Source organism: Variovorax sp. 10N420 (assembly GCF_056394705.1).
The window spans coordinates 576,254-600,491 of sequence record NZ_JBFTIJ010000003.1; the positions used below are offsets into that span (position 1 = coordinate 576,254).

Sequence of the window (24,238 nt, forward strand, 5' to 3'; positions counted from 1 at the left end):
CCGACACGACCCTCTCAGTCATGTCGGCTACCACCCCGTCCATTTGACCGTGCTGCTCGATGAAGCCACCGTGCGTTCGATGAAACGCACTCCGCGCGCACCGTCCTCCACGCGCGGATAGTCCGCCGCGAGCGGATCTGCAGCCACGCCCGACGTCCGCGCACGAATGTCCGCGACCACGCCACCGTAGACATTGGCAAAGGCTTCGATGAAGCCCTCCGGATGCCCACTCGGAAGCCGACTCGCGCGCCGCGCCGATTCGCACAGCCAGCTCGCGCCCCGCGTGAAGATGCGCTTGGGCCCATCGTGCGGCAGATGCGTCAATTCGCTGGGTCGCTCCTGATGCCATTCCAGGGTGCCGAGCGTCCCCGAAATGCGCAAGCGCAGGTCATTCTCGAGGCCCGTGCTGATCTGCGATGCAATCAGCACTCCTCGAGCGCCGCCGCGAAACCTCAGCAGCATGCTGCCGTCATCGTCGAGCGGCCGCCCCGGTACCAGCGAACTGAGATCAGCGCAAAGACTTTCGATCTCCAGCCCCGTCACCGTTGCGACGAGGTTCTCCGCATGCGAACCGATATCCCCAATGGCCCCAGCCGCGCCGCTCTGCGCAGGATCGCTGCGCCAGGCGGCCTGCTTGTTGCCCGTGCCTTCCAGCCGCGTCGCGAGCCATCCCTGGTTGTATTCAACGACCACCTTGCGAATTTCGCCGAGTTCGCCCGAGCGCACCATCTCCCGCGCCTGCCGAACCATCGGATAGCCCGTGTAGTTGTAGGTCACCCCGAAAACCGTACCCTGCCGCGCCACCGCTGCCACCAGCGCATCCGCCTGCTCGCGCGTGTGCACCAGAGGCTTGTCGCAAACCACGTGAAAGCCCGCGTCGACAAACGCTTGCGCGACCGGATAGTGCATGTGGTTGGGCGTCACGATCGAAACAAAATCGATCCGCTCATCCGGCGGCCGCTTCAATTCGTCGTCAAGCAGGCTCCGCCAGTCCCCATGATTGCGGTCCTCCGCAAGAAACAGATCGCGCCCCGACGCCCTCGCCTTCTCCGCATTCGAAGAAAGCGCCCCCGCCACCAGCTCCACCTGTCCATCCAGCGCCATCGCCTTCCGATGCACAGCACCAATAAAGGCATCCCGCCCCCCGCCAACCATGGCGTAGCGCAGCCTCCGCAAAGAAATATCGTCATTCATGATGTAAACCCAAAAGCTCCTCCCTTTCCAATCCAGAACCACCGCGGAACCGGCTTAGCCTGGCCGCCGATGCTGCCCCCGGTCAGGGGAAGGCGAAGCGACACGATCTGCGCGCAGCCTGAGGGCGAATAACAGGAACACCGCGGAACCGGCTTCGCCGGGCCGCTGGTGTTGCCCCCGGTAGGGGGTGGAGAGCGACACGAAGTGCGCGAGCCTGGGGGCGAGCTCTATCTAGAACGGCGAATCCGGGTGATAGAAGGACTTCGCGTTGTCCTTCGTGATCAGCACCGAAGGAATGATCGTGGTCGCCGGCAGCTTCTCGCCCTTCAGCCGAGCTTCGGCAGTCAGCTTGATCGCGTCGTAGATGAACTTCGGCGAATAGCTCACGTCGGCGTCGATGCGCGGGTCCTTGCCGTCGATGATGGTCTTGACCATGCCCTTGGCACCGGCGCCGCCGAAGACGATCTTGATGTCGTTGCGCTTGGCCTGCTCGACTGCCTTCAGCACGCCGACGGCCATGTCGTCGTCAGCGGCCCAGATCGCGTCGATGTCCTTGAATCGCGTCAGGTAGTCCTGCGTGACCTTGAAGGCATCGTCGCGGTTCCAGTTGGCGTACTTTGCGTCGAGGATCTTGATGTCGGGATAGCCCTTCATCACGCTGTTGAAAGCATCCATGCGTTCGTTGTCGAGCGTCGTCGGGATGCCGCGCAGGGCGACGACGTTGCCCTTGCCGCCGAGCTTCTTCGCGATGTATTCAGCCGGGATCTTGCCGAAGGCGGTGTTGTCGCCGGCCACATAGGCGTCTTGCGCGCTGGTGTCGGTCAGGCCGCGATCGACCACGGTGACGTAGACGCCCTTGGCCTTGACCTGTGCCACCGGCTTGGTGAGTGCCGCCGATTCGAACGGAAAGATCACGAGCGCGTTGATCTTGCTCACGGTCGACAGATCCTGCAGCTGATTGGCCTGCTCGGGCGCGTTGGCGGCCGTCTTGATCGTGATCTTCAGATCCTTGTGTTCCTTCTCCAGGTCCTTCTTGGCCTGTTCGGCCCAGTAGTTGATGCCGCCCATGAAGCTGTGCGTCGCCGCCGGGATCGACACGCCGAGATTGACCTGCTCGGCGGCCGCAAGGACCGGGAATGCCGCGATGGTGGCGGCGGCGACGGCGCTCAGTGCGATGCGTCGGGTGATGGAAGCCATGGAAGTCATGCTGCTTGTCTCCTTTGGTGAATGAAACGAAACGGACGAGAACGCTGGAAAAACCGCTACCGCCGACCTCTCTGCAGGAAGGCGACGACGATGATCACGAAGCCCTGCACCGCGGCGTTGAGATATACGCTGATGATGCTGGTGAGATTCAGGATGTTGCTGATGACCGAGAGCAGGATGGCGCCGATCACCGTGCCGACGACGCTGCCCGAGCCACCCTTGAGCGCAGTGCCGCCGACGATCACCGCGGCAATGGCTTCGAGCTCCCACAGCAGCCCGGTGGTCGGCGATGCAGAGCCGAGCCGCGGCACATAGAGCAAGGTCGCGATGCCGACGCACACGCCGAGCAGCACGTAGGTCATGATCTTCACGCCGTCGACGCCGACGGCCGCGTAGCGCGCGACCTGTTCATTCGAGCCGATCGCCTGCACATAGCGGCCGTAAGCCGTGCGGTTGAGGATCACCCCGCCGATGATCGCCACGATCAGGAACACCCAGACCGGCACCGGTATGCCGAGCAAGCTCGCGTAGTACACCGGCGCGTAGAGGTCCGACAGGTCGTTGTCGAGCGTGAGCGCGCCGCCGTTGGCGAAATAGGTCAAGTAGGCGCGAAAGATGCCGAGGGTGCCCAGCGTCACGATGAAGGGTTCGATCCGCCCCTTGGTGATCAGCAGCCCATGCGCAAGCCCGAACGCGGCGCCAAGCACGATCGCGAGGACCGCGCCGAGGATCACCGCCAGCAGCGGCGATCCAAGCGCCGGCCCCATGGCATTGATGAACATGATCACGCAACCGGCAATCAGCGCCGCCATGGAACCCACCGAAAGATCGATGCCGCCGGAGATGATGACGAAGCACATCCCGACCGCAATGATGCCGATGAAGGCTGTGCGCGTCAGCACGTTCATCGCATTGTCGAGCGTCGCGAAGTCGCTGTTGAGGAGCGTGCCGGCGATGCAGAGCAGCACCAGGCCGATAACGGGGCCGAGGCCGTGCAGGCGCTCGGTCCAGCGCGGCCGTGCCTCGCTGCGGTGCGCGGGCTGAGCGCTCGGCTCAACGCTCTGGGGCTGTTCCGGTGGCATGAGCGATGAGCTCCTCTTCGGTCAGGTGGGTGGCGTCGAGCGTGGTGACGAGACGGCCGGCTCGCATCACCGCGACGCGGTGGCACAGCCCGATCAGTTCCATCAGTTCGGACGACACGACGATGACGGCAAGCCCTTGCCGGGCCAGCCGCTGGATCAGGAAATAGATGTCGCGCTTGGCGCCCACGTCGACGCCACGCGTCGGTTCGTCGAGCACGACGACCTTCGGATGCGGCTGCAGCACCTTGGCGAGCGCGAGCTTCTGCTGGTTGCCGCCGGAGAGCGCCGACGCGCGCGCACCGAGGTTGCCGGTGCGAATGCCGTAGTCCCTCACGGCCTCGGCCAAGGCCGCACGCTCTGCGTCAGGCTTGAGCCATGGCGCTGCGTAACGCTCCAGCGCCATCAGCGTGAGGTTCTGGCGCAGCCCGAGATGGACGTGCAAGCCTTTGCCCTTGCGGTCCTCGCTGAGATAGGTCAGTCCGTGCCTTGCGGCGTCGCGCGGGTTGCGAAACTGGACGGCGCGCCCTTCGATTTCGACCGTACCGCTCGCAGGGCGCAGACCGAGCAGGCCTTCGAACAGTTCGGTGCGTCCGGCTCCCACCAGGCCGGCAAAGCCAAGAATCTCGCCGGGGCGGACTTCAAAGTTGGCGTTTTCGGCCCACCCGGGCACTGTGAAGTCGCGCACTTTCATCGCCGGGGCGGCGGTGGCGACAACAGCATCGCGCGGCGGATAGAGATCCGCCAGTTCGCGCCCAACCATCAAGTTCGCCATTTGGTGCCGCGTGACGTCGGTCGTCGGCGCGCGCGCGACGAAGCGGCCGTCCCGCATGACGATGACTTCGTCCGTCACGCGCTCCACCTCGTCGAGCTTGTGCGAGATATAGACGATCGTCACGCCGTCCGCGCGCAATTGCGCGATCAGGTTGAAGAGGCGTTCGGTCTCGCCCGGCGTGAGGGTCGCCGTGGGCTCATCCATGATGAGCAACCGTGCATGGCGCGAGATTGCCTTCGCGATTTCGACCATCTGCTTCTCGGCGACGATGAGTCGGCGCACCTTCGTGGTCGGGTCGATCCGCAGCCCGACCTGGGCGAGCGCAGTGGCGGAATCGCGCACCATCGCGGCGTCATCCAGCAGCCAACCCTTTTTCTTTTCGTGGCCGAGGAAGATGTTCTGCGCGACGCTCAGGTCTTCCGCGAGGTTGAACTCCTGGTGGATCAGAACGATGCCGAGAGCTTCGGCATCGCGCGAGCTGTTGAACACCTGGGGCTCGCCGTTGATGAGCAAGGTCCCGGCGGTCGGCGATTCATAGCCGGCGAGGATCTTCATCAATGTCGACTTGCCTGCGCCGTTTTCGCCGAGCAAACCGTAGACGTGGCCGGGCGCGAGCGCAAAACTGACGCCGTGCAGCACCTGCACGGGGCCGAAGGATTTCTCCACCCTTTCGAATTCCACCGCGACGGCGGCTCTCGCGTTCGAGGGGCTGACGGCCGTGTCCATCATGGCGCCACGCCCCGCACTTTGAGGGTCTGCTGCATGGCAAGCACCCCAGCGCCAATCAGCCCGCCCTGGCCCTCGAGCGGCGTGTATTGGATCTCCAGATGCCGAGTTGAAAGCGCCAACGAGCGCTGGTAAACGCTTTGGCGCACTGCGGCAAGAAACAGCGGTCCGATGCGCGTGATGCCGCCCCCGATGAACACGTGCGACGGATTGAAGAAGTTGACGATCGACGCCAGCATCTGACCGATCAGGCTGCCCGCGCGCTGCACGATCGCGTTTGCCGCGGCATCGCCCGCGCGGCTCGCCTGCCCGACATCAGTCGCCTCGATGCGGCCTTGCGTGCGTAGGCATTCCGCCAGCGGAGCGCTTTCACCCGCTTCAGCCGCGTGGACCGCCATGCGCGTGATCGCCGGTCCTGCTGCCATGGCCTCCACACATCCCAGATTGCCGCAGTGGCAGCGCGGTCCTTCCTGGTCCACGCAGATATGGCCAACGTCGCCCGCAGAGCCTGCCGCACCCCTGTAAACCTCCCCGTGGCAGACGATGCCGCAACCGATACCAGTCCCCACCTTGATCACGAGGAAGTTGGAAAGTGAACGCTTCAGCCGCCAGAGCTCGCCCAGCGCCATCAGGTTGACGTCGTTGTCGACGAAGACGGGTGCCGCGTAGTCCTCGCGCAGGTAGTCGCGAATAGAAAAGCTGTCCCACGCAGGCATCAGCGGCGGGTTCACAAGTTGGCCGATCTCGAAATTGACGGGTCCTGGCACGCCGATCCCGATGCCGATCACGTGCTTGGCCTCGAAGCCCGCCTGCAGCAGCAGCTCACGCATCAGCCCTCTCACGCGAGCTAACACCGCGCCCGGCCCTTCCCGCACATCGGCAGGTTCCGCGTGATGCGCCAGCACACTCAGATTGGGTGCAAGGACGGCCACATCGAGACTGGTCGCGCCGATGTCCACGCCCACCAGCACGCCAATGCCGGCATGCAACTGGAGGTTCTCGGGACGCCGCCCGCCGCTGGAACGCTGAAGCCCCGCTTCGGCCAAAAGCCCCTGCTCGACCAGCCCCGCGATCAGCGAATTCGCCTTGCTCTTGGAAAAACCCAACTCGTCGGCCATGCGATGACGCGAGCCGCCGGCCGACCAGAAGGTCGTTTCCAGCAACTGCAGCTCATCCGTCGTCAGGCGACTCCAAGGGCCCACGTTGTCTCCGTCATATTTGTTCTGCGCTCAGATCCGTCCGATCCAAGCGAAGCCGAATACTATGAGCCGCGCTTCAGCCAAACAAGTCTTAACTTCGACCAAATAAAATTCAAAGCGACGCTGCACAAGCTCCCCAAACGAGGAAAAGCCGCCCAAAGGCGGCTTTTCTGCTGTTCCCAACCCGTGGAACACCGCGGAACCGGCTTAGCCGGGCCGCTGGTGTTGCCCCCGGTCAGGGGGTGGAGAGCGACACGAAGTGCGCGAGCCTGGGGGCGAGCTTATTTCTTTTCGCGGTACTTGCGCAAAGCAGCAAGTTGAGCAGCCATCACGGCCAGTTCGGACTGGGCCATCGCGATGTCGATGTCCGTCTTCGCGTTTTTCAATGCTTCCTCGGCGGCAGCCTTGGCGACGTTCGCCTTCTCGTCGTCGAGGTCCTTGCCGCGAATCGCGGTGTCGGACAGCACGGTCACCGAGGTAGGCTGCACTTCGAGAATGCCGCCGGCAACGAAGACGAATTCCTCGCCGCCATCGGCCGTCTCGATGCGCACGGCGCCGGGGCGGATGCGCGTGATCAGCGGCGTGTGGCGCGGGTAGATGCCGAGCTCACCGACTTCGCCGGGGAGCGCGACGAACTTGGCCTCGCCGGAGAAGATGGACTCTTCGGCGCTGACCACGTCCACGTGAATGGTGCCTGCCATGGTGATTCCTTAAGCCTTAAGCGACCTTCTTGGCCTTCTCGAACGCTTCGTCGATGCCGCCAACCATGTAGAAAGCTTGTTCCGGCAGGTGGTCGGCTTCGCCGTTCACGATCATCTTGAAGCCGCGGATGGTCTCCGACAGCGGCACGTACTTGCCGGGCGAGCCCGTGAACACTTCCGCGACGTGGAAGGGCTGCGACAGGAATCGCTGGATCTTCCGAGCGCGGGCCACGGCCAGCTTGTCTTCCGGCGCCAGTTCGTCCATGCCCAGAATCGCGATGATGTCGCGCAGTTCTTTGTAGCGCTGCAGCGTACCTTGCACCGAACGCGCGACGTTGTAGTGCTCTTCACCAACGACGTTCGGGTCGAGCTGGCGGGAGGTCGAGTCCAGCGGGTCCACGGCAGGGTAGATACCGAGCGAAGCGATGTCACGCGACAACACGACGGTGGAGTCCAAGTGGGCAAAGGTCGTTGCGGGCGAAGGGTCGGTCAAGTCATCGGCCGGCACGTACACAGCCTGGATCGACGTGATCGAACCGACCTTGGTCGACGTGATCCGCTCCTGCAGACGACCCATTTCTTCGGCCAGCGTCGGCTGGTAGCCCACGGCGGAAGGCATGCGACCCAGCAGCGCGGACACTTCGGTACCGGCGAGCGTGTAGCGATAGATGTTGTCCACGAAGAACAGCACGTCACGGCCTTCGTCGCGGAACGACTCGGCGATGGTCAGGCCGGTCAACGCCACGCGCAGACGATTGCCCGGGGGCTCGTTCATCTGGCCGTAGACCATGGCCACTTTCGACTCGCCGAGGTTCTCCAGATTCACGACGCCGGAATCGGCCATCTCGTGATAGAAGTCGTTCCCTTCGCGGGTGCGCTCACCGACGCCGGCAAACACGGACAGACCCGAGTGCGCCTTTGCGATGTTGTTGATGAGCTCCATCATGTTCACGGTCTTGCCGACGCCGGCGCCACCGAACAGACCCACCTTGCCGCCCTTGGCGAATGGGCAGACCAGGTCGATCACCTTGATGCCGGTTTCGAGCAGGTCTTGCGAGGGCGAAAGTTCGTCGTAGGCGGGTGCCTTGCGGTGGATCGAAGCGGTGAGTTCCTGGCTCACTTCGCCGCGCTCGTCGATCGGGCGGCCCAGCACGTCCATGATCCGGCCCAACGTTGCCTTGCCGACGGGCACCGTGATCGGCGCGCCGGTGTTGGTCACGATCAGGCCGCGGCGCAGGCCGTCCGACGAGCCGAGCGCAATCGTGCGCACCACGCCGTCGCCGAGCTGCTGCTGCACTTCGAGGGTCAGTCCGCCGCCTTCGAACTTCAAGGCGTCGTACACCTTGGGCATGCGGTCACGCGGGAATTCCACGTCGACAACGGCGCCAATACATTGAACGATCTTGCCTTGAACTGCGTTTTCTTGAGCCATCATCTGCTCCGATAAAAATTTAAATCTGTTGAGGTCGAGCGACTGGCCGACTTAGACGCCAGCGGCCGCCGCGGCGCCCGAAACGATCTCCGACAGCTCTTTGGTGATGCCTGCCTGGCGGGTCTTGTTGTAGACCAGCTTGAGCTCGTTGATCACGTTGCCGGCGTTGTCCGTGGCGGACTTCATCGCAACCATCCGTGCCGACTGCTCCGAAGCCATGTTCTCGGCGACTGCCTGGTACACCAGCGATTCCACGTAGCGCACCAGAAGTTCGTCGATGACGCTCTGCGCATCGGGCTCGTAGATGTAGTCCCACGAATGCTGGCCCTTTTCGACCTTCAGCGAGTCCGCCGCGAGCGGCAGCAGCTGCTCGACCACGGACTCCTGGCGCATCGTGTTGATGAACTTGGTGTAGCAGAGATAGACGGCGCTGAGCTTGCCCTCGGCATAGGCGTCGAGCAACACCTTGACCGGGCCGATCAGCTTGTCAAGGTGTGGCGTGTCGCCCAGTTGGGTGACATGCGATACGACGCGCGCGCCGACGCGATTCAGAAAGCCGAGGCCCTTGTTGCCAATGGCGACCGCTTCGATCCCCACGCCTGCGGACTGCAACTCGCGCATCTTGGTGGTCAATGCACGCAACACGTTGGTGTTCATGCCGCCGCACAGACCCTTGTCCGTCGTGACCAGGATGAAGCCCGTCGCCTTCGTATCGTTCGTCTTCATGAACGCGTGCGTGTACTCCGGGTTCGCGTGGCCGAGGTTGGCCGCGATGTTGCGGATCTTCTCGCTGTAGGGGCGGGCGGCGCGCATGCGTTCCTGCGCCTTGCGCATCTTTGACGCGGCCACCATTTCCATGGCCTTGGTGATCTTCTTGGTGTTTTCCACCGATTTGATCTTGCCGCGGATTTCCTTACCAGCTGCCATTGGGACTCCTTGCGTCGCCGATCAGGCGAACGACTTCTTGAACGACGTGACGGCTGCGGTCAGCTCGGCCTCGGCATCCTTGTCGATCGCCTTGGCTTGTTCGATCTTGTCGAGCAGCGCGCCATGGCTGGACTTGAGGAACTGATGCAGGCCATGTTCAAACGGCAGCACCTTCTTCACCTCGAGGTCATCCATGAAGCCCTTGTTCACTGCGAACAGCGACGCGCCCATCAGCGAGATGGGCAGAGGGCTGTACTGCGCCTGCTTCAGCAGCTCGGTCACGCGTGCACCGCGGTCGAGCTGCTTGCGGGTCGCTTCGTCGAGGTCGGAAGCGAACTGCGCAAAGGCGGCGAGCTCGCGGTACTGCGCCAGATCAGTACGAATACCGCCGGACAGGCCCTTGATGACCTTGGTCTGCGCCGACGAACCCACGCGGGACACCGAGATACCGGCGTTGATGGCGGGGCGGATGCCGGCGTTGAACAGGTTCGTTTCCAGGAAGATCTGGCCGTCGGTGATCGAAATCACATTCGTCGGAACGAAGGCGGACACGTCGCCGGCTTGCGTTTCGATGATCGGCAGTGCGGTCAGCGAACCCGTCTTGCCCTTGACTTCACCCTTGGTGAAAGCTTCGACGTAGTCAGCGTTCACCCGAGCTGCGCGCTCGAGCAGACGGCTGTGAAGATAGAACACGTCGCCAGGGTAGGCTTCACGGCCTGGTGGGCGGCGCAGCAGCAGAGACACCTGGCGGTAAGCCACGGCTTGCTTGGACAGATCGTCATAGACGATCAGCGCGTCCTGGCCGCGATCGCGGAAGTATTCGCCCATCGTGCAGCCCGAATAGGCGGACACGTATTGCATGGCAGCCGATTCCGAAGCGGAGGCTGCGACGACGATGGTGTATTCCATCGCACCGGCTTGTTCCAGAGCGCGAACCACGTTCTTGATCGACGAAGCCTTCTGGCCGATCGCGACGTAGACGCAGGTCATGTTTTGACCCTTCTGGTTGATGATCGCGTCGATAGCCACTGCCGTCTTGCCGGTCTGGCGGTCGCCGATGATCAGCTCGCGCTGACCGCGGCCGATCGGCACCATCGAATCGATGGACTTCAGGCCGGACTGCATGGGCTGGTCGACCGACTTGCGGGCGATCACGCCTGGAGCGACCTTTTCGATCACGTCCGTCATCTTGGCGTTGATGGGACCCTTGCCGTCGATCGGCTGGCCCAGTGCATTCACCACACGGCCGATGAGTTCGGGTCCGACCGGCACTTCAAGAATGCGGCCCGTGCACTTGACGGTATCGCCTTCGGAAATGTGCTCGTACTCGCCCAAGATCACGGCGCCGACGGAGTCGCGCTCGAGGTTCAGCGCGAGGCCGTATGACGGCGTGCCGTCCGGCGTGGGTGGGAACTCGAGCATTTCGCCTTGCATCGCATCCGACAAGCCGTGCACGCGCACGATGCCGTCGGTCACGGACACCACGGTGCCTTCATTGCGAATGTTCGCGCTGACCCCGAGACCCTCGATGCGGCTCTTGATCAGTTCGGAAATTTCTGCGGGATTGAGTTGCATGACTCTTTCCTTCTTTCGTTAAGGGGGCTGGCGGCCTCAGGCTGCCAGCGCAACTTTCATTTGTTCAAGACGCGCTTTGACGGAGGTGTCGAGCACTTCGTCGCCGACCACCACGCGGACGCCGCCGATCAGCGACGGATCCTGCTGGACCGAGACCTGCAGCTTGCGGCCGAAGCGCTTTTCGAGCGCGGCAGACACGTTACCCAACGCGGCTGCATCAATGGGGAAGGCGCTGTACACCACCGCATCGGACGAACCGCTCTGCGCATTCGCCAGACTCCGGAACTGCTTGGCGATTTCGGGCAGCGCGGTGAAGCGTCCGTTCTCGAGCAGCGCCGTCAGGAAGTTGTGCGCGGCGGGCGGCAGCGGTGATCCGAAGGCACCGGAGACGACGCTCAATACCTGTTCTGCCGTGACCTTCGGGTTGTCGGCGAACTGCTGGAGCTCGGCGCTGGCGGCAATGGCCGCAACCTTCTCGAGCCAGGCGCCGGCGCCGGACAGGTCCGATGAGGACGCCTTGAAGAGCGCTTCGGCGTAAGGACGTGCAATGGTGGCGAGTTCTGCCATGGCTTCGATCAGAGTTCGGTCTGCAGGCGGGACAGCAAATCGGCATGGACAGCCGGGTTCACTTCCTTCCGCAGGATCTGCTCGGCGCCCTTGACGGCCAGTGCAGCCACTTGCTCGCGAAGGACTTCACGTGCCTTCATGGCTTGCTGCTCGGCTTCGACGCGAGCGGCCGCAACAATCTTGTTGCCTTCTTCCGTGGCACGGGCCTTGGCCTCTTCAACGATGGCCTGCGCACGACGTTCGGCATCTGCAAGGCGCTGCGCGGACTCGTTGCGAGCCTGCCCGAGTTCGGCTTCCACGCGCTTGTTGGCGGCAGTCAGCTCGGACTTGGCCTTGTCGGCTGCGGCAAGGCCTTCGGCGATCTTCTGGGCACGATCGTCCAGCGCCTTGGCGATAGGCGGCCACACAAATTTCATCGTGAACCCGACAAGAATCAGGAACACGATCATCTGGATGATCAGGGTACCGGTAATGCTCACTTTTCACCCTCTCTTTGGGAATGAATCCAACGCCATTCAGCGAAAGAACGACATGGGTTCGACGAGAAAGCCTGAATCCGATTACTTCGGCAGGTTGGCGATTTGCGAGAGGAACGGGTTGGCGGTAGCGAACCACAGCGCAATACCAGTACCAATGATGAACGCGGCGTCGATCAGACCGGCAAGCAGGAACATCTTGGTTTGGAGTTCGCCCATCAGCTCAGGTTGACGCGCAGCCGACTCGAGGTACTTGCTACCCATGATGCCGATACCGATACAAGCGCCAACAGCACCCAGACCGATGATCAGGCCGGCGGCCAGTGCGACAAAGCTAATAACTTCCATGATGACTCCTAGAGGACTTTGGTTGAAGAGAAAAGAAAAAAACGAGATCGAAAGCAGCGGCTCAGTGTTTATCGTGAGCCTGGCCCACATACACGAGCGTCAGCATCATGAACACGAAGGCCTGCAAGATGATGATCAGGATGTGGAAGATGGCCCAGGCAGTGCCCGCGATGATGTGGCCGATGGCCAGCAAAATGCCGGTTGCAGACAGGGTCCAGGCACCGCCCATCAAGGCGATCAGCAGGAAGATCAGTTCGCCGGCGTACATGTTGCCGAATAACCGCATGCCGTGCGAGACGGTCTTGGCGATGAACTCGATCATCTGCATCGCGAAGTTGAACGGATACAGCGCCCAGTGGTTGCCGAAGGGGGCCGTGAAGAGTTCGTGAACCCAGCCGCCCAGACCCTTGATCTTGATGTTGTAGTAGAGGCAGATGAGCAGCACCGAGACCGAGAGACCCATGGCCACCGAGAGATCAGCCGTCGGGACCACACGCAGGTAGGCGTGGTGCGGATCGCCACCGGCCACGCCGAAGATCTTGGCCCACAGGAACGGCAGCAGGTCGACGGGCAGCAGGTCCATCCCATTGAGCATGACGATCCACAGAAAGACCGTGAGCGCCAGCGGCGAGACGAACTTGCGGCTTTTCGCGTTGTGGACTATGCCCTTGGCTTGCTGGTCGACGACCTCGACCAGGATTTCGACCGCGGCCTGGAAGCGGCCCGGTACGCCCGAGGTGGCCTTGCGAGCCGCCAGCCACAGGAGCCAGCAGCCCAGCACGCCGAGCGCGATCGAAAAGAAAAGCGAATCGAAGTTGAAAACGGTGAAGTCGGCAACCCCTCCAGGTTTGGAGCTCTGAAGATGCGTCAAGTGGTGAACGATGTATTCACCAGCGGTTTGACCATGTTCCGCAGCGTTTTCAGCAGCCATCCGTTACTCGTCTCAAAGTTTCTGGCGCTTGGGGGCAAACATTACCGCCACCCACGCCGCCTTCATTGTCACCACCAGGCCGATCAGCATTGCTGGCCAGCTCAGCGCCACTACAAGTCTTGGCGCGGCGATCAGCATCGCCACCGTCAAGACCATCTTGACCATCTCCCACAAGAAGAATCCGAACACCGCAGTGCCCGCATTCAAGGAAGAAAACCTTCCGGTCAGTCCCCGCGCGAAAACCGCAGCAGGCACAACCACCGCCAGTGCGCCGTACCCGGCGGACCACCCCAGACTTAGCCTCCCTGTCAACCCCCAGGCGGCCAACGCCACCAGGAGCCCCGCCACGACTTGAATTGCGATCACGCGCCATGGCGAGATCGACGGCTTCTTGTCGCGAAGCCGTTGCGCCTCCTCGGCTGTCAACGGCTTGAAGTCGTCTTCTGAATCGAGGGTGTCCTCATGGACCCCTTTGGAGGCATCGCGGGCGATTGTTTTCATTTCGAATGAAGCCCGGATGACGACCCAGAATTTCTACAAAGCCATTGATTATAGGGAGAAAGCTACGGCTTCCCGCCAATTGACCGAGCATGCCGTGGAAATGATCCTTGCGCTCCGGTGTGGAATCGGGTCCGGGTTGGAAAGCCCGGATGAGCCCCCACCATAATTCGATATGCATCCGATCACCGACGCTCTTCCCGATTCAATGTGTTACCTCGACGGCAACTACACGCCGCTGCGCGATGCCAAAGTGAGCGTGCTGGATCGCGGCTTCATCTTCGGCGATGGCGTCTACGAAGTGGTGCCGGTCTACGGCGGTCAGCCGTTCTGTTTCGAAGAGCACATGGCCCGCCTCGATCGCTCGCTGGCCGAGCTGCAGATCAAGAATCCACTCACGGCGCGCCAGTGGCGCACCATTGCGATGCGGCTGATCGATGAGGCCCCGCCGACCGTCCGCAGCGGCATGCAGGGTATCTATATTCAGGTCACGCGTGGCGTCGCACCGCGCGACCATGCGATGCCGCAGGGGCTCACTCCCACAGTCTTCGTGATGGCCAATCCGATGAAGCCAGTGCCGGATTCAGTGCGCACCAAGGGCGTCGCCTGCGTGAGTGCACATGATTTCCGCTGGCAGAAGGCGCACATCAAGAGCACCAGCCTCCTTGGGGCCGTGCTGGCTCGGCAGATCAGCGTCGAAGCCGGCGCGGCGGAGACCATCATGTTTCGCGGCGAGTCGCTGAGCGAGGCGTCCTCGAGCAATGTCTGGGTCGTGAAGGACGGCGCGATCAGCGGTCCGCCCAAGGACGAGCTGGTGCTTGCAGGCATTCGCTACGGGCTGATCGAACGGCTGTGCGCCGATGCCGGCATTCCATTCAGCCTGCGCCGCATCGCGCGCGATGAAGTTTTCGGGGCCGACGAACTTCTGCTTTCGTCTGCCAGCAAGGAGATCCTGCCGGTCGTGACGCTCGATGGGCAAACGATTGGCGAAGGCCGGCCCGGACCCATCTACCAAGCCTTGCATGCCGGCTATCAGCAGGCCAAGGCACGCAGCAAGCAAGACACCGGAGTCGCAGCATGAGCACCATCCCACCCACTGACGGACCGACGGAAACCACAGCCGATGCGCGCAAGGACTCGTTGATCGAGTACCCGTCGAAGTTCCCGATCAAGGTCATGGGCGCGAAGGTCGACGGTTTCGTGCACGCGGTCACGAAGATCGCCGAACAGTTCGACCCGACCTTCGACGCGGCGACCGTCGAACTGCGCAACAGCAAGGCGGGCAATTACCTCGGCGTGACGATCACGGTCACCGCGACCAGCCGCGAGCAGCTCGATGATCTGTACCGGGCGCTTTCCAGTCATCCGATGGTGAAGGTGGTGCTCTGAGCGCCTACCGATGACCGCAGCGCTCCAAGTAACGGTGCTGGGACGCGTCGACTATGCCGCGACCTACAACGCGATGCAGAAGGCAACGCAGGCGCGGACAGCGGAAACGCCCGACCAGCTGTGGATCTGCGAGCACGAGCCGGTCTACACGCAAGGTTTGGCCGGAAAGGCGGACCACGTATTGAGCCCTGGACCTGTTCCCGTCATGCAGACCGACCGAGGCGGGCAGGTGACTTACCACGGGCCCGGGCAAGTGGTGGCGTACCCGCTCATCGACCTGCGCCGCGCCGGCTACTACGTCAAGGAATACGTCTACCGGATCGAGGAATCGGTGATCCGCACGTTGGGCCATTTCGGCGTCACCGGCCACCGCGTCGGCGGCGCACCCGGCATCTACGTGCGGCTCGACGACCCGTATTCGCACGCAGCGCTGACCGGCCCCGTTCATCCGGGCGATCCATTTCGAGGTCTCGGCAAGATTGCCGCCCTGGGCATCAAGGTCAGCCGCCATTGCACCTACCACGGCGTCGCACTCAACATCGCGATGGACCTCGAACCCTTTTCCCGCATCAACCCTTGCGGGTACGCGGGGCTGAAAACCGTCGATCTTTCTACAATCGGCGTTCAAACAACCTGGGACGAAGCCGCGCAGGTGCTGGGCAGCAAGCTCAACATCTATCTCGCACCTTGAGCCCCGCCAAAGAGAAGCCATGAGCACACTCAATGTTGTCCGCGACGCGCAGAGCCCCGAGGACTACAACCCTCTCGCCAAGCAGAAAGCGGCGGCCAAGCTGTCGCGCATCCCCGTCAAGGTGGTCCAGGGCGAAGTGCTCAAGAAGCCGGAATGGATTCGCGTCAAGGCAGGCTCCCCCACGACACGCTTCTACGAGATCAAGCAGATCCTTCGCGAAAGCAACCTGCACACCGTCTGCGAAGAGGCTTCGTGCCCCAACATCGGCGAATGCTTCGGCAACGGCACGGCAACTTTCATGATCATGGGCGACAAGTGCACGCGGCGCTGCCCGTTTTGCGATGTCGGCCATGGCCGTCCCGACCCGCTCGACAAGGACGAGCCGCTCAACCTCGCCAAGACCATCGCAAAGCTGCGCCTCAAATATGTGGTGATCACCAGCGTGGACCGCGACGACCTGCGTGACGGCGGCAGCCAGCACTTCGTCGATTGCATCCGCAACATCCGCGAGCTTTCGCCACAGACGCAGATCGAGATCCTGGTGCCAGATTTTCGCGGCCGCGACGATCGTGCCCTCGAGATCCTCAAGGCCGCGCCGCCGGACGTCATGAATCACAATCTCGAGACGGCACCGCGCCTCTACAAGGAAGCGCGGCCTGGCAGCGACTACCAGTTCAGCCTCAACCTGCTCAAGAAGTTCAAGGCGCTGCATCCGGACGTGCCAACAAAGAGCGGCATCATGGTCGGGCTCGGAGAAACCGACGAAGAAATCCTGCAGGTGATGCGCGACATGCGCGCGCACAAGATCGACATGCTGACGATCGGGCAGTACCTCTCGCCCAGTAACAGCCACTTGCCGGTGCGTCGCTACGTGCATCCCGACACGTTCAAGATGTTTGAGGAAGAGGCCTACAAGATGGGCTTCAGCCATGCGGCTGTCGGCGCGATGGTGCGCAGCAGCTACCACGCGGACCAACAGGCGCATGCGGCGGCTTCGCACGCGGCAGACGCTCAGGTGCTGCCGCAAGCCTGATTCCGCAAAAAGGTGGGGCGGTGCTGCTAGCGCGAGCGGCTCAGGACCAGTTGCACCACTACCAGCACGATCGCGAGCAGCAACGCCGTCTCTACGCCCGCGAGCGGAACACTGAGGCCGAGCCCCACCGCGGCGAAGCGCCCGAAACCGCGCTCTCGGCACGCGGTCTGCCAACCGGAACACACCATTCGCCATCCCACCAGCGCGAGCGTGCCCGCGATCGCGGCGTGAGTCACATGGGCGAGCGCCGGCGAGGCGATCCACGCCAGCAGCAGCATGAACAAAGACGACAGCACCGCAGCCCACCGCGTCAGCGCGCCGGCTTCAATGTGAGCCGAGGTCCGATTGAAAGACCCGGAGCAAGCGAAACTGTTGGTGAAGGATGCGGACAGGTTCGAGCAACCCTGCGCCAACAATTCGCGGCGGCAGGCCCGGTGATCGGCCTCCGGCACCACGGAGCGAAGAATGATCACGGACTGAAGGCTTGCGACAATCGCGATGCCGGCCGCGCTCAGCACCAACTGCTTGAGGATGTAGAGCTCGCCTGAATCGAACGCGGGCCGTCGAAGCACGTCCCATGTCAATTGCAGATGTCCCACTCGATCGAGGCGTGTCGGCTCCACGCCGATCAGGAGGTCCAGCACGCCACCTGTGATGGCGCCGAAGAGCATCGCGGCCACCAGCGACGGCATCCAGGGCCTGCGCCATCGCGCAAAGAACTGCCCCGCGCCAATGGACATCAGGGTCACGAATAACGCCCAAGGATTTGCATCTCCCCAACGCTGCAGATACAACCAGGGCATCGCCCAGGGCGGCAGATCGGGCGCGGACAGCAAGCCCATGGCGGGTGCGATCTGGCTGGCCAGCATGAGCATGCCGATCCCGATGTTGAGACCTGTCCCGGTGTATTGCGGCAGCAGCGCGAAGAAGCGACCGACACCACACCACGCGCCCGCGAGCTGCATCAACCCAACCATTGCAGTCAGCGTTGCTGCGAACCGGAGGTGGTCTGCACTGCCCGGCACGCCGAGCGGAAGGAGCGCGATGCCCAGCATCATGGCGACGGCCGTGTTCGGGCCGGACAGGAGCACGCCAGACGGCCCCAACAAAGAGGCGACGATGACCGGGATGATCGACGCGTAGATGCCCATTTCCGGTGGCAAGCCCGCGAGCATCGCAAACGCGATCCCTTGCGGCAGCATGATCAACGCCGACACCCATGCAGCCCGGACGTCGCTTCGAGCCGGGAAGTATTTGACGCAACCTTCGAGCACCAGCGGCTAGTTCGCAAGAAGGCCCGGCAACAGGCCCTTGCGGGGATCAGGCCAGCGTTCCTGCAGGCCCATCCACGCCGCAACGTCCAATGCTTCCTGGTCGGTCAGGTTCGCATTGCCGAGCGGCATGTTGGCCTTCAGGAAGCCGGCCAGCAGATCGGTGCGGTGCATTCCCGCCCCTTTGTTGAAGCTGCCGAATCCCCACACAGGCGGCGCCGCGTAGGTGCCCTCACGGGCTTGGTAGCCCCGGCCTTCGCCTTGTTCACCATGGCAGCTCGCGCAGCGCTGCGCATACACCTGCTTACCCCGAAGCGGGTTCGGGTCGGAGCCCGTGCGCGGGATCGTCGGGAAACCTCGTCCCTCTTGTTCGACGCCCACGGGGCGATCGATCGCCAGCCATTGCAGATAGGCCATCAAGGCTCGCATCTCGTGGCTGTCCTGCGGAGGAGACAAACCGTTCATGCTGAAGCGGAAACACTGCTGAATGCGTTCTTCGAGAGTGACAACGCGATCGACCTTCGATACATAGGCCGGGTACATGCCGAACGCGGCCCACATGGGCGCCGCATCGGCTTTGCGTCCAGCATCGAGATGGCAACTCGCGCAGGTCAGGCGATTGCCGGTGTAGATGCGTGCCGCCTTCGGCGTTTGCGTGAAGACCCGGTAGCCCTGGTAGACAAGCTCTCCATGCTTGTCCGCGGGGAACTGCGCGCGGGCGCTCGGGTCTGCGACATCGGTCTCGACGTCGGCGCCCGGCTCGACCTCGGCGCGAGGCGCGCAGCCGGCCAGCGCCAGCGCAGCAGCAAGCCAAAGGACGACGCTTTTCATCCAAGCATCAGGGCTTGATGTAGGCGTAGCGTTCGGCGCCTTGAAGGCGAGTCAACTCGACCACCGCGGACGGGACGACCGCGACATTAGCGATGAGAGACGAAGCGGCCACGTTGTTCTTCTTCATCGACATACCGCAGGCGACGAAATGCACGCCTTTGCCCTGTAGCTCAGCAATGGCGCTGCCGAAATCTCCCTGGCGATCGCGCTCGCCGCTGACGAGCGAGAAGATGCCCCGCCCATTGGCCAGGAGCGAGATATTGGCGTTGGGGGTGGCCGCCAACTGATTGTTGATGTTGTTGAGCGCCTTGCGCAGGGAGCCGACGTCATCCACGTGATAGACCACACGCAGACCCGCAGGAGCGATGTTCGTGGCAGGAGCGGCATGGGTCTCGGCAAACGCGACAGGAGCGGCGACAAACAGGCAGCCGGCGACGGCCGACAGAAGCAAAGCGTTATTCGATTTCATGAGAATTCCAGGTTCAGGATGAGAGGGACGTGCGAGGGGGCGCCCCCTGCGCCGTCCAGGCGTCGGAAATCCCCAGGGCGCAAAAAACGCCTGAGGTCGCGGAGGCAAACAAGATCGCGTTGCCGCTGCCCACAGCGTGCGGTTGCGCGAAACGCTGCAGAAAGTTCGCGAAGGGATCGCAGCAGAAGACATGGCCGATCTCGCCGATGTTCCGGCTGTGCAGCTTGTGCAGCGGCAAGCCCAGCAGTTGCATCACGCGCTTGAAGGCCGACAGGTTGGCATTCATGGGCAGAATGGCATCGACGTCACCGGCAGACCAGCCAGATCGACACATCACGTCCGACACCATCCGATGCGCCAACAGGGGATAGTTGAGCACGTAGCGCTGGCCGAGTTCGGCGCTCTTGGCCGTGCCGCGGTAGTAGCGGCTGTCAATCGAATAGGCGATCTGCCCGATACGGTTGAGTGGGTTGTCGCGACGGACCAGCAGGGCCAGCGCGCCATCGCTCTGGATGGCATAGGCCCCGACATTCCGGTAGGGCTCGCCGACGACTTTGTCGGCGCCGACGATCAGCACGTTGTGCAGCGACCGGTGTCGCCACATCAAAGTCCGAATCAGCCGCACGGCGCACATGATCGACGCACAGTTCTGCTGCGAGATCGAATACCCAATTGCTTTGCCCAGCCCGAAGCGCTTCATGATCACTGCGGGGATGCTGGCCGGCGCTGCCATCGTGCTCATGGTCGCGGCATGGCAGAAGATGACCAGGTCGATGTCGCCCGGCACGAAGCCGCCGCCATCCAGCAGCTTCTGCACACCGGCGCAACTGAGTCCCTCGATGTCGAGTTCGGGTGCCACGCGGTAGTTCGCCAATCCGTTCGCGATCATCGTCGGCAGCAGTTTTCTCGCAGCAGGCCCTGCCGCCGCGGCCCATTCATCGAGATGCCTGCTGATAGGCGGCACGTAGCTGGCGCCGGCTGCGATGCCGAACTGCGGGATTGCAGGCGCATTGGCAGTCTTCAGATCGATCTTGTCAGGACGCAGCATGCGAACTCTCCGTTGTTCCCGGTACACCAGGCCAGGATCGGCCGATCGGTTTCGGCCCGCTGCTCCAAGGCCGACAGCCTCACCAGCAGATCGGCCGAAGCGATGTACTCGGCGCGCAAGCCCGAGGGCTTTTCATGGCGCAGAGCACTCAGGCCCGCGGATGCTTGGATTTGCCGTTCCAGGCTGGCGTCAGGGCAAATCGGCAACACCGCACCGAGTTCGTCCGCCGCAAGCCCCGCATGGCTCAGGCAGCCTGCAATGCGCTCAGCGCAAAAGCCTGCGAAGGTATCCAGTTCGCGCTGCGGCCATCTCTGGTGCGATCTGGACTCGGTGGCGAAATGATGAACCGCGACGTGATCCAGTCGCCAACCATCGCGCTTCTCGCGACTGACCACCACGGCGGCGGCCACGTCGCGCCAGTGCATTTGCGAGGGCCGGTTGGGTGCCCGTCCATAAAGCAGTTTGTCGGACGCGATCACGAGCACGTTCGATATCGCCTCCGGGCCTTCGATCAGAGCCGCAGCCATGTCCAAGGCAATAAACACCCCGGTGTTGTGCGCCTGGGAAATCGAAAATGGGAAGGCGCTGCGCAACTGCAATTCGAACTGCACGTGTCCGACGCTGGAATCCGTCGGTTCCTCGTCCGACGTCGCGTGGCAGTAGATGATTCCGCCGACGCTCTCCTTGTCGACGTCATCGACCGCTCGACTTGAAACCTGCAGTGCCAACTCCACCGCGCTTTCCTGGCCGGTGCGCTGCCTGGCAAGCGGAATCACCGCAGCGGGGTAGCGCATGGACGACCTGGACAACAGACGTCGAACGACGCTCGGCGCATCGGTGCAGTCGCCCAGGTTGGCACGCCGCGTAATGAGCGCGCGGCGCAAGCCCATGCGCTCGTCGACTCGGCCTTCATGTGAAGCGATTGGGGAAAGATAGACCATGGCGCGCCAGGCATCAGCCGCCGAGGGCGGCCAGACATGCCCCCTCCGGCGAAATCGGTTCGACCCGAGTCCACGGGCCGACTTGCACGCTGCCGATCGCGTAGTAGCCGCTGAAGGCGAAGGAGCCGAGCGTGACGCACTCCGCATACGTTGGCGCTTGCGCGCGCAGCCGTTCCATGAGGCCGATCCACGGGTCCGCGCCAAAACAATGGCCGTAGTCGGCGTACCGATTGGGCGCGAGGCGGCCCCCGACCGAACGCCTGGCGATGCCGTCGAGGCCATCGGGCATGAACGGCAGGAAGGTGGGGAGAGGCCCAGTGGTCTTCCGGTGGGCACGCAGCGCATGAAGCATGTCGGTAAAGCCATGGTTCGGAAGCGGCCCATCGCAAGTCGGCAGCATCAACCCAGGCGGGAGTTCCAATGCCAGCGTGGTGACGCCATAGCCGATCTTTCCGAGGGTGGCTTCGTACTCGCCCGAGAAGAGCTCGTGCAGATCAGCGTCCAGGATCGTGAGCGTCAAGTTCCGGCAATCCGTATGCAGCGCCGCAAACCGGATTGCATAGCCCCAGCCTGCGCACTGGTAGGCCTGCAGAAAGCCAGAGGGCGACCGGCCGCAGCGCTTCGCCACGGCATCGACAAAGCCATCACGGATGGCGTCCCATCCCGTGGCGATCTTGCTCAGCATCGAGGTGCTGATCAGGTGAATGCAGGAGTCATCGCTCACGCCGCCGCGTACTCGCGCCGCTTGCTCGCCAACTTCGTTACGCAGCCACGTCAGGCGTTCCTCGAACGATGCCCCGACGCCCAGCAACGGCGCGACCACGCGCGCATGCATCATGGCGTGCACCTTCACCAAGGCAAGTTCTTCCATCTTCTGCGTCATGCCGTGGGCGTCTCACCGAGATATTGCAAGCGCAGTCCGCTCAGTCGGTGGACGAAGGAGCAACGCGCGACGAAACGCGAGAACGCCGCCAGCCCCGCTTCTAGCGCGTCGGGTGCAAGCAGTGCAACAGACAGCGAATTGCGCCCGAGCTCGACCCCATCGGCCCGAATGTCATGCTGAACGACCGCGACGTTGCGACGACCGGATTCAAGTACGCTCGTCACCATGTCCGCCGGCCAATGCACCAGAAGAACATCAGGCGCCAAAAGGTCGGCTGGCAACGGGATGTTGAAGTCCGGCCCGTACAAGCGAACCAGAACACACCCCAAGTCAGGGACATGAGCCCGCAGGTCACCCACCACACCGGCCAGCACGGCGTTGCGTTCGCTCAAGGACATCAGCACCGGGGTGTCGCAGCGATGCTCGAACTCTGAGACGTGCGCATAGTCCCCTGCTTCCTTCATCGGCACGCACTGCAACTCCGATTTCTGGTAGTTGCCGGCGAAGGGCGAACGCGCATACACACCGCCGGCGCACCAGCCGCTCAGGGGTCCCAGGTCCGCCAGATGGCTCGTGATCTGGTTCATGTCGCGATGTAGTGCTGGGCCTGACGCAGGCTGAGAAATCCGGTCGGCGAATAGCTGTGATACGCGCCGCAATGGTCGAAGACGAGCATGTCGCCTGGGGCCGGCGATCCGTGGGACTGCAGGAGCCCGATCACATCGGCAGGGCTGCAACTGCTGCCCACTATCTTGTGCGTACGCATCGCGTTCGTGTCTTCGAAGGCGCCACCGGACAATCGCACCAGCACGGGCTGCCGGCGGCGCTTCACGAAATGCTCGGTCTGCGCGAGGCTGAAACACTGCGCCATCCCGCCATCGCACACGACGACTGGCTCGCCCTGCAGTTCCTTGGTAGCGACCACGCGCGCAACGAAGCGGCCGGCGCGAGAAAAGACGGAACGCCCGGCTTCGTGCAGCACGCGCACGCGTGTTTGCAGCTTCCGGACACTTTCGCGATAGCTGGGGAAATCGAGGCCGGTGTCGCGATCGGCTTGCCAGTCCGCGGGGAGACCGGCGCCGATCAGTGTCAACTGAAGATCCACTGCGGCGTACCTGTCGATGTGCTCGACAAGTGCCGTCAACCGCTTCACGACCACGTTGGCGCTGCGGGCAAAGCTATTCGATCCCGCGAATACGTGCAGCCCTATGACCTTGAGCTTGGTGCCGCCCTCCGACAGCCGCGCGAGTTCACGGTGCAGCGCGGCCACCTCCATGCCGAAGTGATCCGCCGCCGGACCTTGCTGTTCGAGCAGGCTGGCAGCGTTCACGCGCAGCACGATACCGAGCGGCGCGCGTTGCGCGGCCTTGCGCTCTTCGAGAACTTGCTCGATCAGTCGGATCTGGTGCGGGCTGTCCGCCACCAGTGTGGCTCGACAAGCCATTGCGGCAGCCGCCAGATGACTGTCCAGCGCTGGCGTGTTGACAAAGCGCGGGACACTCATCCGGCCCATCGTGAGGTTCAATTCGCCGATGGAGGCGACCTCTATCCCGCCATTGAGGGCATGGCTGCAACGAACCAGCAGATCGAGAACCGGGCAGGCCTTGAGCGAAACGACGACTTCAGTGCCCAGTTCTCGCTGCAGTTGATTCAGGTCATCGATCACGATGGACGGATCGAAGAGATAGCAAGGCGTCTCGAGTTTGGCCAGCTGGGCGGGGTCCAACGAGTTCAGCGCATTGCGGGCGAGGTCAGGCGTCATCACTCCTGCTCGCTCGCCCGAAGTGCCTGGGCACGAAACTGCGAATCGATCTCTCGCAAGGTCGTGTATTGCGTCAGCTCCATGGACTCCGCATCGATGGTGGTGCCATAGACCTGGTCGCAGATCATGATGAGCTCGACGACACGCATCGAGTCGAAGCCCAGTTCGCCGATGGCAACGTCGGGATCGATGGTGTCCCGCCCCATTGTTTCCTTGAGGTGACCGGCCAGCAGGCCGAGAGTGTCTTGTTCGATCATTTCGTCATTCCCTGAAAGTAAGTGGTCGC

Annotated in this window: 27 protein-coding genes; 4 read left to right on the forward strand and 23 right to left on the reverse strand. The window is 62.9% G+C overall.

What is annotated here, in order from left to right; translation table 11 throughout:
* Positions 1-27 precede the first annotated feature (27 nt).
* The 14 genes from AC1DEK_RS10805 to AC1DEK_RS10870 form a co-directional block, all read right to left on the reverse strand.
* On the reverse strand, positions 28-1,194 hold the full coding sequence (locus AC1DEK_RS10805) for a Gfo/Idh/MocA family protein (protein ID WP_478125214.1): 1,167 nt from the start codon (positions 1,192-1,194) through the stop codon (positions 28-30).
* A gap of 231 nt (positions 1,195-1,425) precedes the next feature.
* Positions 1,426-2,391, reverse strand: a complete 966-nt coding sequence (locus AC1DEK_RS10810; RefSeq protein WP_478125291.1) for a substrate-binding domain-containing protein — start codon at positions 2,389-2,391, stop codon at positions 1,426-1,428.
* A gap of 65 nt (positions 2,392-2,456) precedes the next feature.
* Positions 2,457-3,482 carry an ABC transporter permease gene (locus AC1DEK_RS10815; RefSeq protein ID WP_478125215.1) on the reverse strand — a complete coding sequence of 342 codons (1,026 nt, stop codon included), beginning with the start codon at positions 3,480-3,482 and terminating at the stop codon, positions 2,457-2,459.
* A complete protein-coding gene (locus AC1DEK_RS10820; RefSeq protein WP_478125292.1) occupies positions 3,454-4,980 on the reverse strand; it encodes a sugar ABC transporter ATP-binding protein in 1,527 nt (508 codons plus the stop codon). Before AC1DEK_RS10820 ends, AC1DEK_RS10815 begins: the two co-directional genes overlap by 29 nt.
* A complete protein-coding gene (locus AC1DEK_RS10825) occupies positions 4,980-6,149 on the reverse strand; it encodes an ROK family protein (RefSeq protein ID WP_478125293.1) in 1,170 nt (389 codons plus the stop codon). Before AC1DEK_RS10825 ends, AC1DEK_RS10820 begins: the two co-directional genes overlap by 1 nt.
* Before the next feature lie 311 nt (positions 6,150-6,460).
* Positions 6,461-6,880, reverse strand: a complete 420-nt coding sequence (locus AC1DEK_RS10830) for a F0F1 ATP synthase subunit epsilon (RefSeq protein WP_478099104.1) — start codon at positions 6,878-6,880, stop codon at positions 6,461-6,463.
* Positions 6,881-6,896: 16 nt separating this feature from the next.
* Entirely contained in the window at positions 6,897-8,312 is a 1,416-nt protein-coding gene (gene atpD / locus AC1DEK_RS10835) for a F0F1 ATP synthase subunit beta (protein WP_478125216.1), read from the reverse strand.
* Between the two features lie 51 nt (positions 8,313-8,363).
* The gene (gene atpG, locus AC1DEK_RS10840) at positions 8,364-9,239 is read right to left on the reverse strand and encodes a F0F1 ATP synthase subunit gamma (protein WP_478125217.1); all 876 of its coding nucleotides are present in this window, start codon (positions 9,237-9,239) and stop codon (positions 8,364-8,366) included.
* Between the two features lie 21 nt (positions 9,240-9,260).
* On the reverse strand, positions 9,261-10,814 hold the full coding sequence (atpA, locus tag AC1DEK_RS10845) for a F0F1 ATP synthase subunit alpha (RefSeq protein ID WP_478125218.1): 1,554 nt from the start codon (positions 10,812-10,814) through the stop codon (positions 9,261-9,263).
* 36 nt (positions 10,815-10,850) lie between these two features.
* On the reverse strand, positions 10,851-11,381 hold the full coding sequence (locus tag AC1DEK_RS10850; protein ID WP_478125219.1) for a F0F1 ATP synthase subunit delta: 531 nt from the start codon (positions 11,379-11,381) through the stop codon (positions 10,851-10,853).
* 8 nt (positions 11,382-11,389) lie between these two features.
* The gene (locus AC1DEK_RS10855; RefSeq protein ID WP_478125220.1) at positions 11,390-11,860 is read right to left on the reverse strand and encodes a F0F1 ATP synthase subunit B; all 471 of its coding nucleotides are present in this window, start codon (positions 11,858-11,860) and stop codon (positions 11,390-11,392) included.
* 81 nt (positions 11,861-11,941) lie between these two features.
* A complete protein-coding gene (gene atpE, locus AC1DEK_RS10860; RefSeq protein WP_019657641.1) occupies positions 11,942-12,205 on the reverse strand; it encodes a F0F1 ATP synthase subunit C in 264 nt (87 codons plus the stop codon).
* Between the two features lie 61 nt (positions 12,206-12,266).
* Positions 12,267-13,136 (reverse strand): F0F1 ATP synthase subunit A, encoded by an 870-nt coding sequence (atpB, locus tag AC1DEK_RS10865; protein ID WP_478125221.1) that lies wholly within the window; start codon positions 13,134-13,136, stop codon positions 12,267-12,269.
* 12 nt (positions 13,137-13,148) lie between these two features.
* Positions 13,149-13,637, reverse strand: coding sequence for an ATP synthase subunit I (locus AC1DEK_RS10870; protein ID WP_478125222.1), 489 nt, complete (start codon positions 13,635-13,637; stop codon positions 13,149-13,151).
* A gap of 172 nt (positions 13,638-13,809) precedes the next feature.
* On the opposite strand from AC1DEK_RS10870, the gene AC1DEK_RS10875 reads away from it, so the two are divergent.
* From AC1DEK_RS10875 to lipA, 4 genes are read left to right on the forward strand one after another with little or no spacing between them, the layout of a single operon-like run.
* A complete protein-coding gene (locus tag AC1DEK_RS10875; protein WP_478125223.1) occupies positions 13,810-14,715 on the forward strand; it encodes an aminotransferase class IV in 906 nt (301 codons plus the stop codon).
* Positions 14,712-15,023 (forward strand): YbeD family protein, encoded by a 312-nt coding sequence (locus AC1DEK_RS10880; RefSeq protein ID WP_478125224.1) that lies wholly within the window; start codon positions 14,712-14,714, stop codon positions 15,021-15,023. Before AC1DEK_RS10875 ends, AC1DEK_RS10880 begins: the two co-directional genes overlap by 4 nt.
* 10 nt (positions 15,024-15,033) lie before the next feature.
* Entirely contained in the window at positions 15,034-15,714 is a 681-nt protein-coding gene (gene lipB, locus AC1DEK_RS10885) for a lipoyl(octanoyl) transferase LipB (protein WP_478125225.1), read from the forward strand.
* 19 nt (positions 15,715-15,733) lie between these two features.
* Positions 15,734-16,747: a lipoyl synthase gene (gene lipA, locus AC1DEK_RS10890; RefSeq protein WP_478125226.1), complete on the forward strand. Its 1,014-nt coding sequence runs from the start codon at positions 15,734-15,736 to the stop codon at positions 16,745-16,747.
* A 26-nt stretch (positions 16,748-16,773) separates the two neighbouring features.
* Here lipA and AC1DEK_RS10895 read toward each other — a convergent pair whose 3' ends face one another.
* The 9 genes from AC1DEK_RS10895 to AC1DEK_RS10935 are packed head-to-tail and all read right to left on the reverse strand — an operon-like array spanning position 16,774 to position 24,209.
* Positions 16,774-18,021, reverse strand: a complete 1,248-nt coding sequence (locus AC1DEK_RS10895) for a SulP family inorganic anion transporter (RefSeq protein ID WP_478125227.1) — start codon at positions 18,019-18,021, stop codon at positions 16,774-16,776.
* A gap of 6 nt (positions 18,022-18,027) precedes the next feature.
* On the reverse strand, positions 18,028-18,849 hold the full coding sequence (locus tag AC1DEK_RS10900) for a c-type cytochrome (RefSeq protein ID WP_478125228.1): 822 nt from the start codon (positions 18,847-18,849) through the stop codon (positions 18,028-18,030).
* 7 nt (positions 18,850-18,856) lie between these two features.
* Positions 18,857-19,318 carry a DsrE family protein gene (locus AC1DEK_RS10905; protein ID WP_478125229.1) on the reverse strand — a complete coding sequence of 154 codons (462 nt, stop codon included), beginning with the start codon at positions 19,316-19,318 and terminating at the stop codon, positions 18,857-18,859.
* 13 nt (positions 19,319-19,331) lie between these two features.
* On the reverse strand, positions 19,332-20,366 hold the full coding sequence (locus AC1DEK_RS10910; protein WP_478125230.1) for a 3-oxoacyl-[acyl-carrier-protein] synthase III C-terminal domain-containing protein: 1,035 nt from the start codon (positions 20,364-20,366) through the stop codon (positions 19,332-19,334).
* Positions 20,339-21,307 carry a hypothetical protein gene (locus AC1DEK_RS10915; protein ID WP_478125231.1) on the reverse strand — a complete coding sequence of 323 codons (969 nt, stop codon included), beginning with the start codon at positions 21,305-21,307 and terminating at the stop codon, positions 20,339-20,341. The genes AC1DEK_RS10910 and AC1DEK_RS10915 overlap by 28 nt, the downstream gene beginning before the upstream one ends.
* 13 nt (positions 21,308-21,320) lie before the next feature.
* The gene (locus AC1DEK_RS10920; RefSeq protein ID WP_478125232.1) at positions 21,321-22,190 is read right to left on the reverse strand and encodes a hypothetical protein; all 870 of its coding nucleotides are present in this window, start codon (positions 22,188-22,190) and stop codon (positions 21,321-21,323) included.
* Positions 22,187-22,777 (reverse strand): hypothetical protein, encoded by a 591-nt coding sequence (locus AC1DEK_RS10925; RefSeq protein WP_478125233.1) that lies wholly within the window; start codon positions 22,775-22,777, stop codon positions 22,187-22,189. The genes AC1DEK_RS10920 and AC1DEK_RS10925 overlap by 4 nt, the downstream gene beginning before the upstream one ends.
* Positions 22,774-23,952 (reverse strand): type III PLP-dependent enzyme domain-containing protein, encoded by a 1,179-nt coding sequence (locus tag AC1DEK_RS10930; protein WP_478125234.1) that lies wholly within the window; start codon positions 23,950-23,952, stop codon positions 22,774-22,776. The genes AC1DEK_RS10925 and AC1DEK_RS10930 overlap by 4 nt, the downstream gene beginning before the upstream one ends.
* Positions 23,952-24,209 carry an acyl carrier protein gene (locus AC1DEK_RS10935; protein WP_478125235.1) on the reverse strand — a complete coding sequence of 86 codons (258 nt, stop codon included), beginning with the start codon at positions 24,207-24,209 and terminating at the stop codon, positions 23,952-23,954. Before AC1DEK_RS10935 ends, AC1DEK_RS10930 begins: the two co-directional genes overlap by 1 nt.
* Between the last annotated feature and the right edge of the window lie 29 nt (positions 24,210-24,238).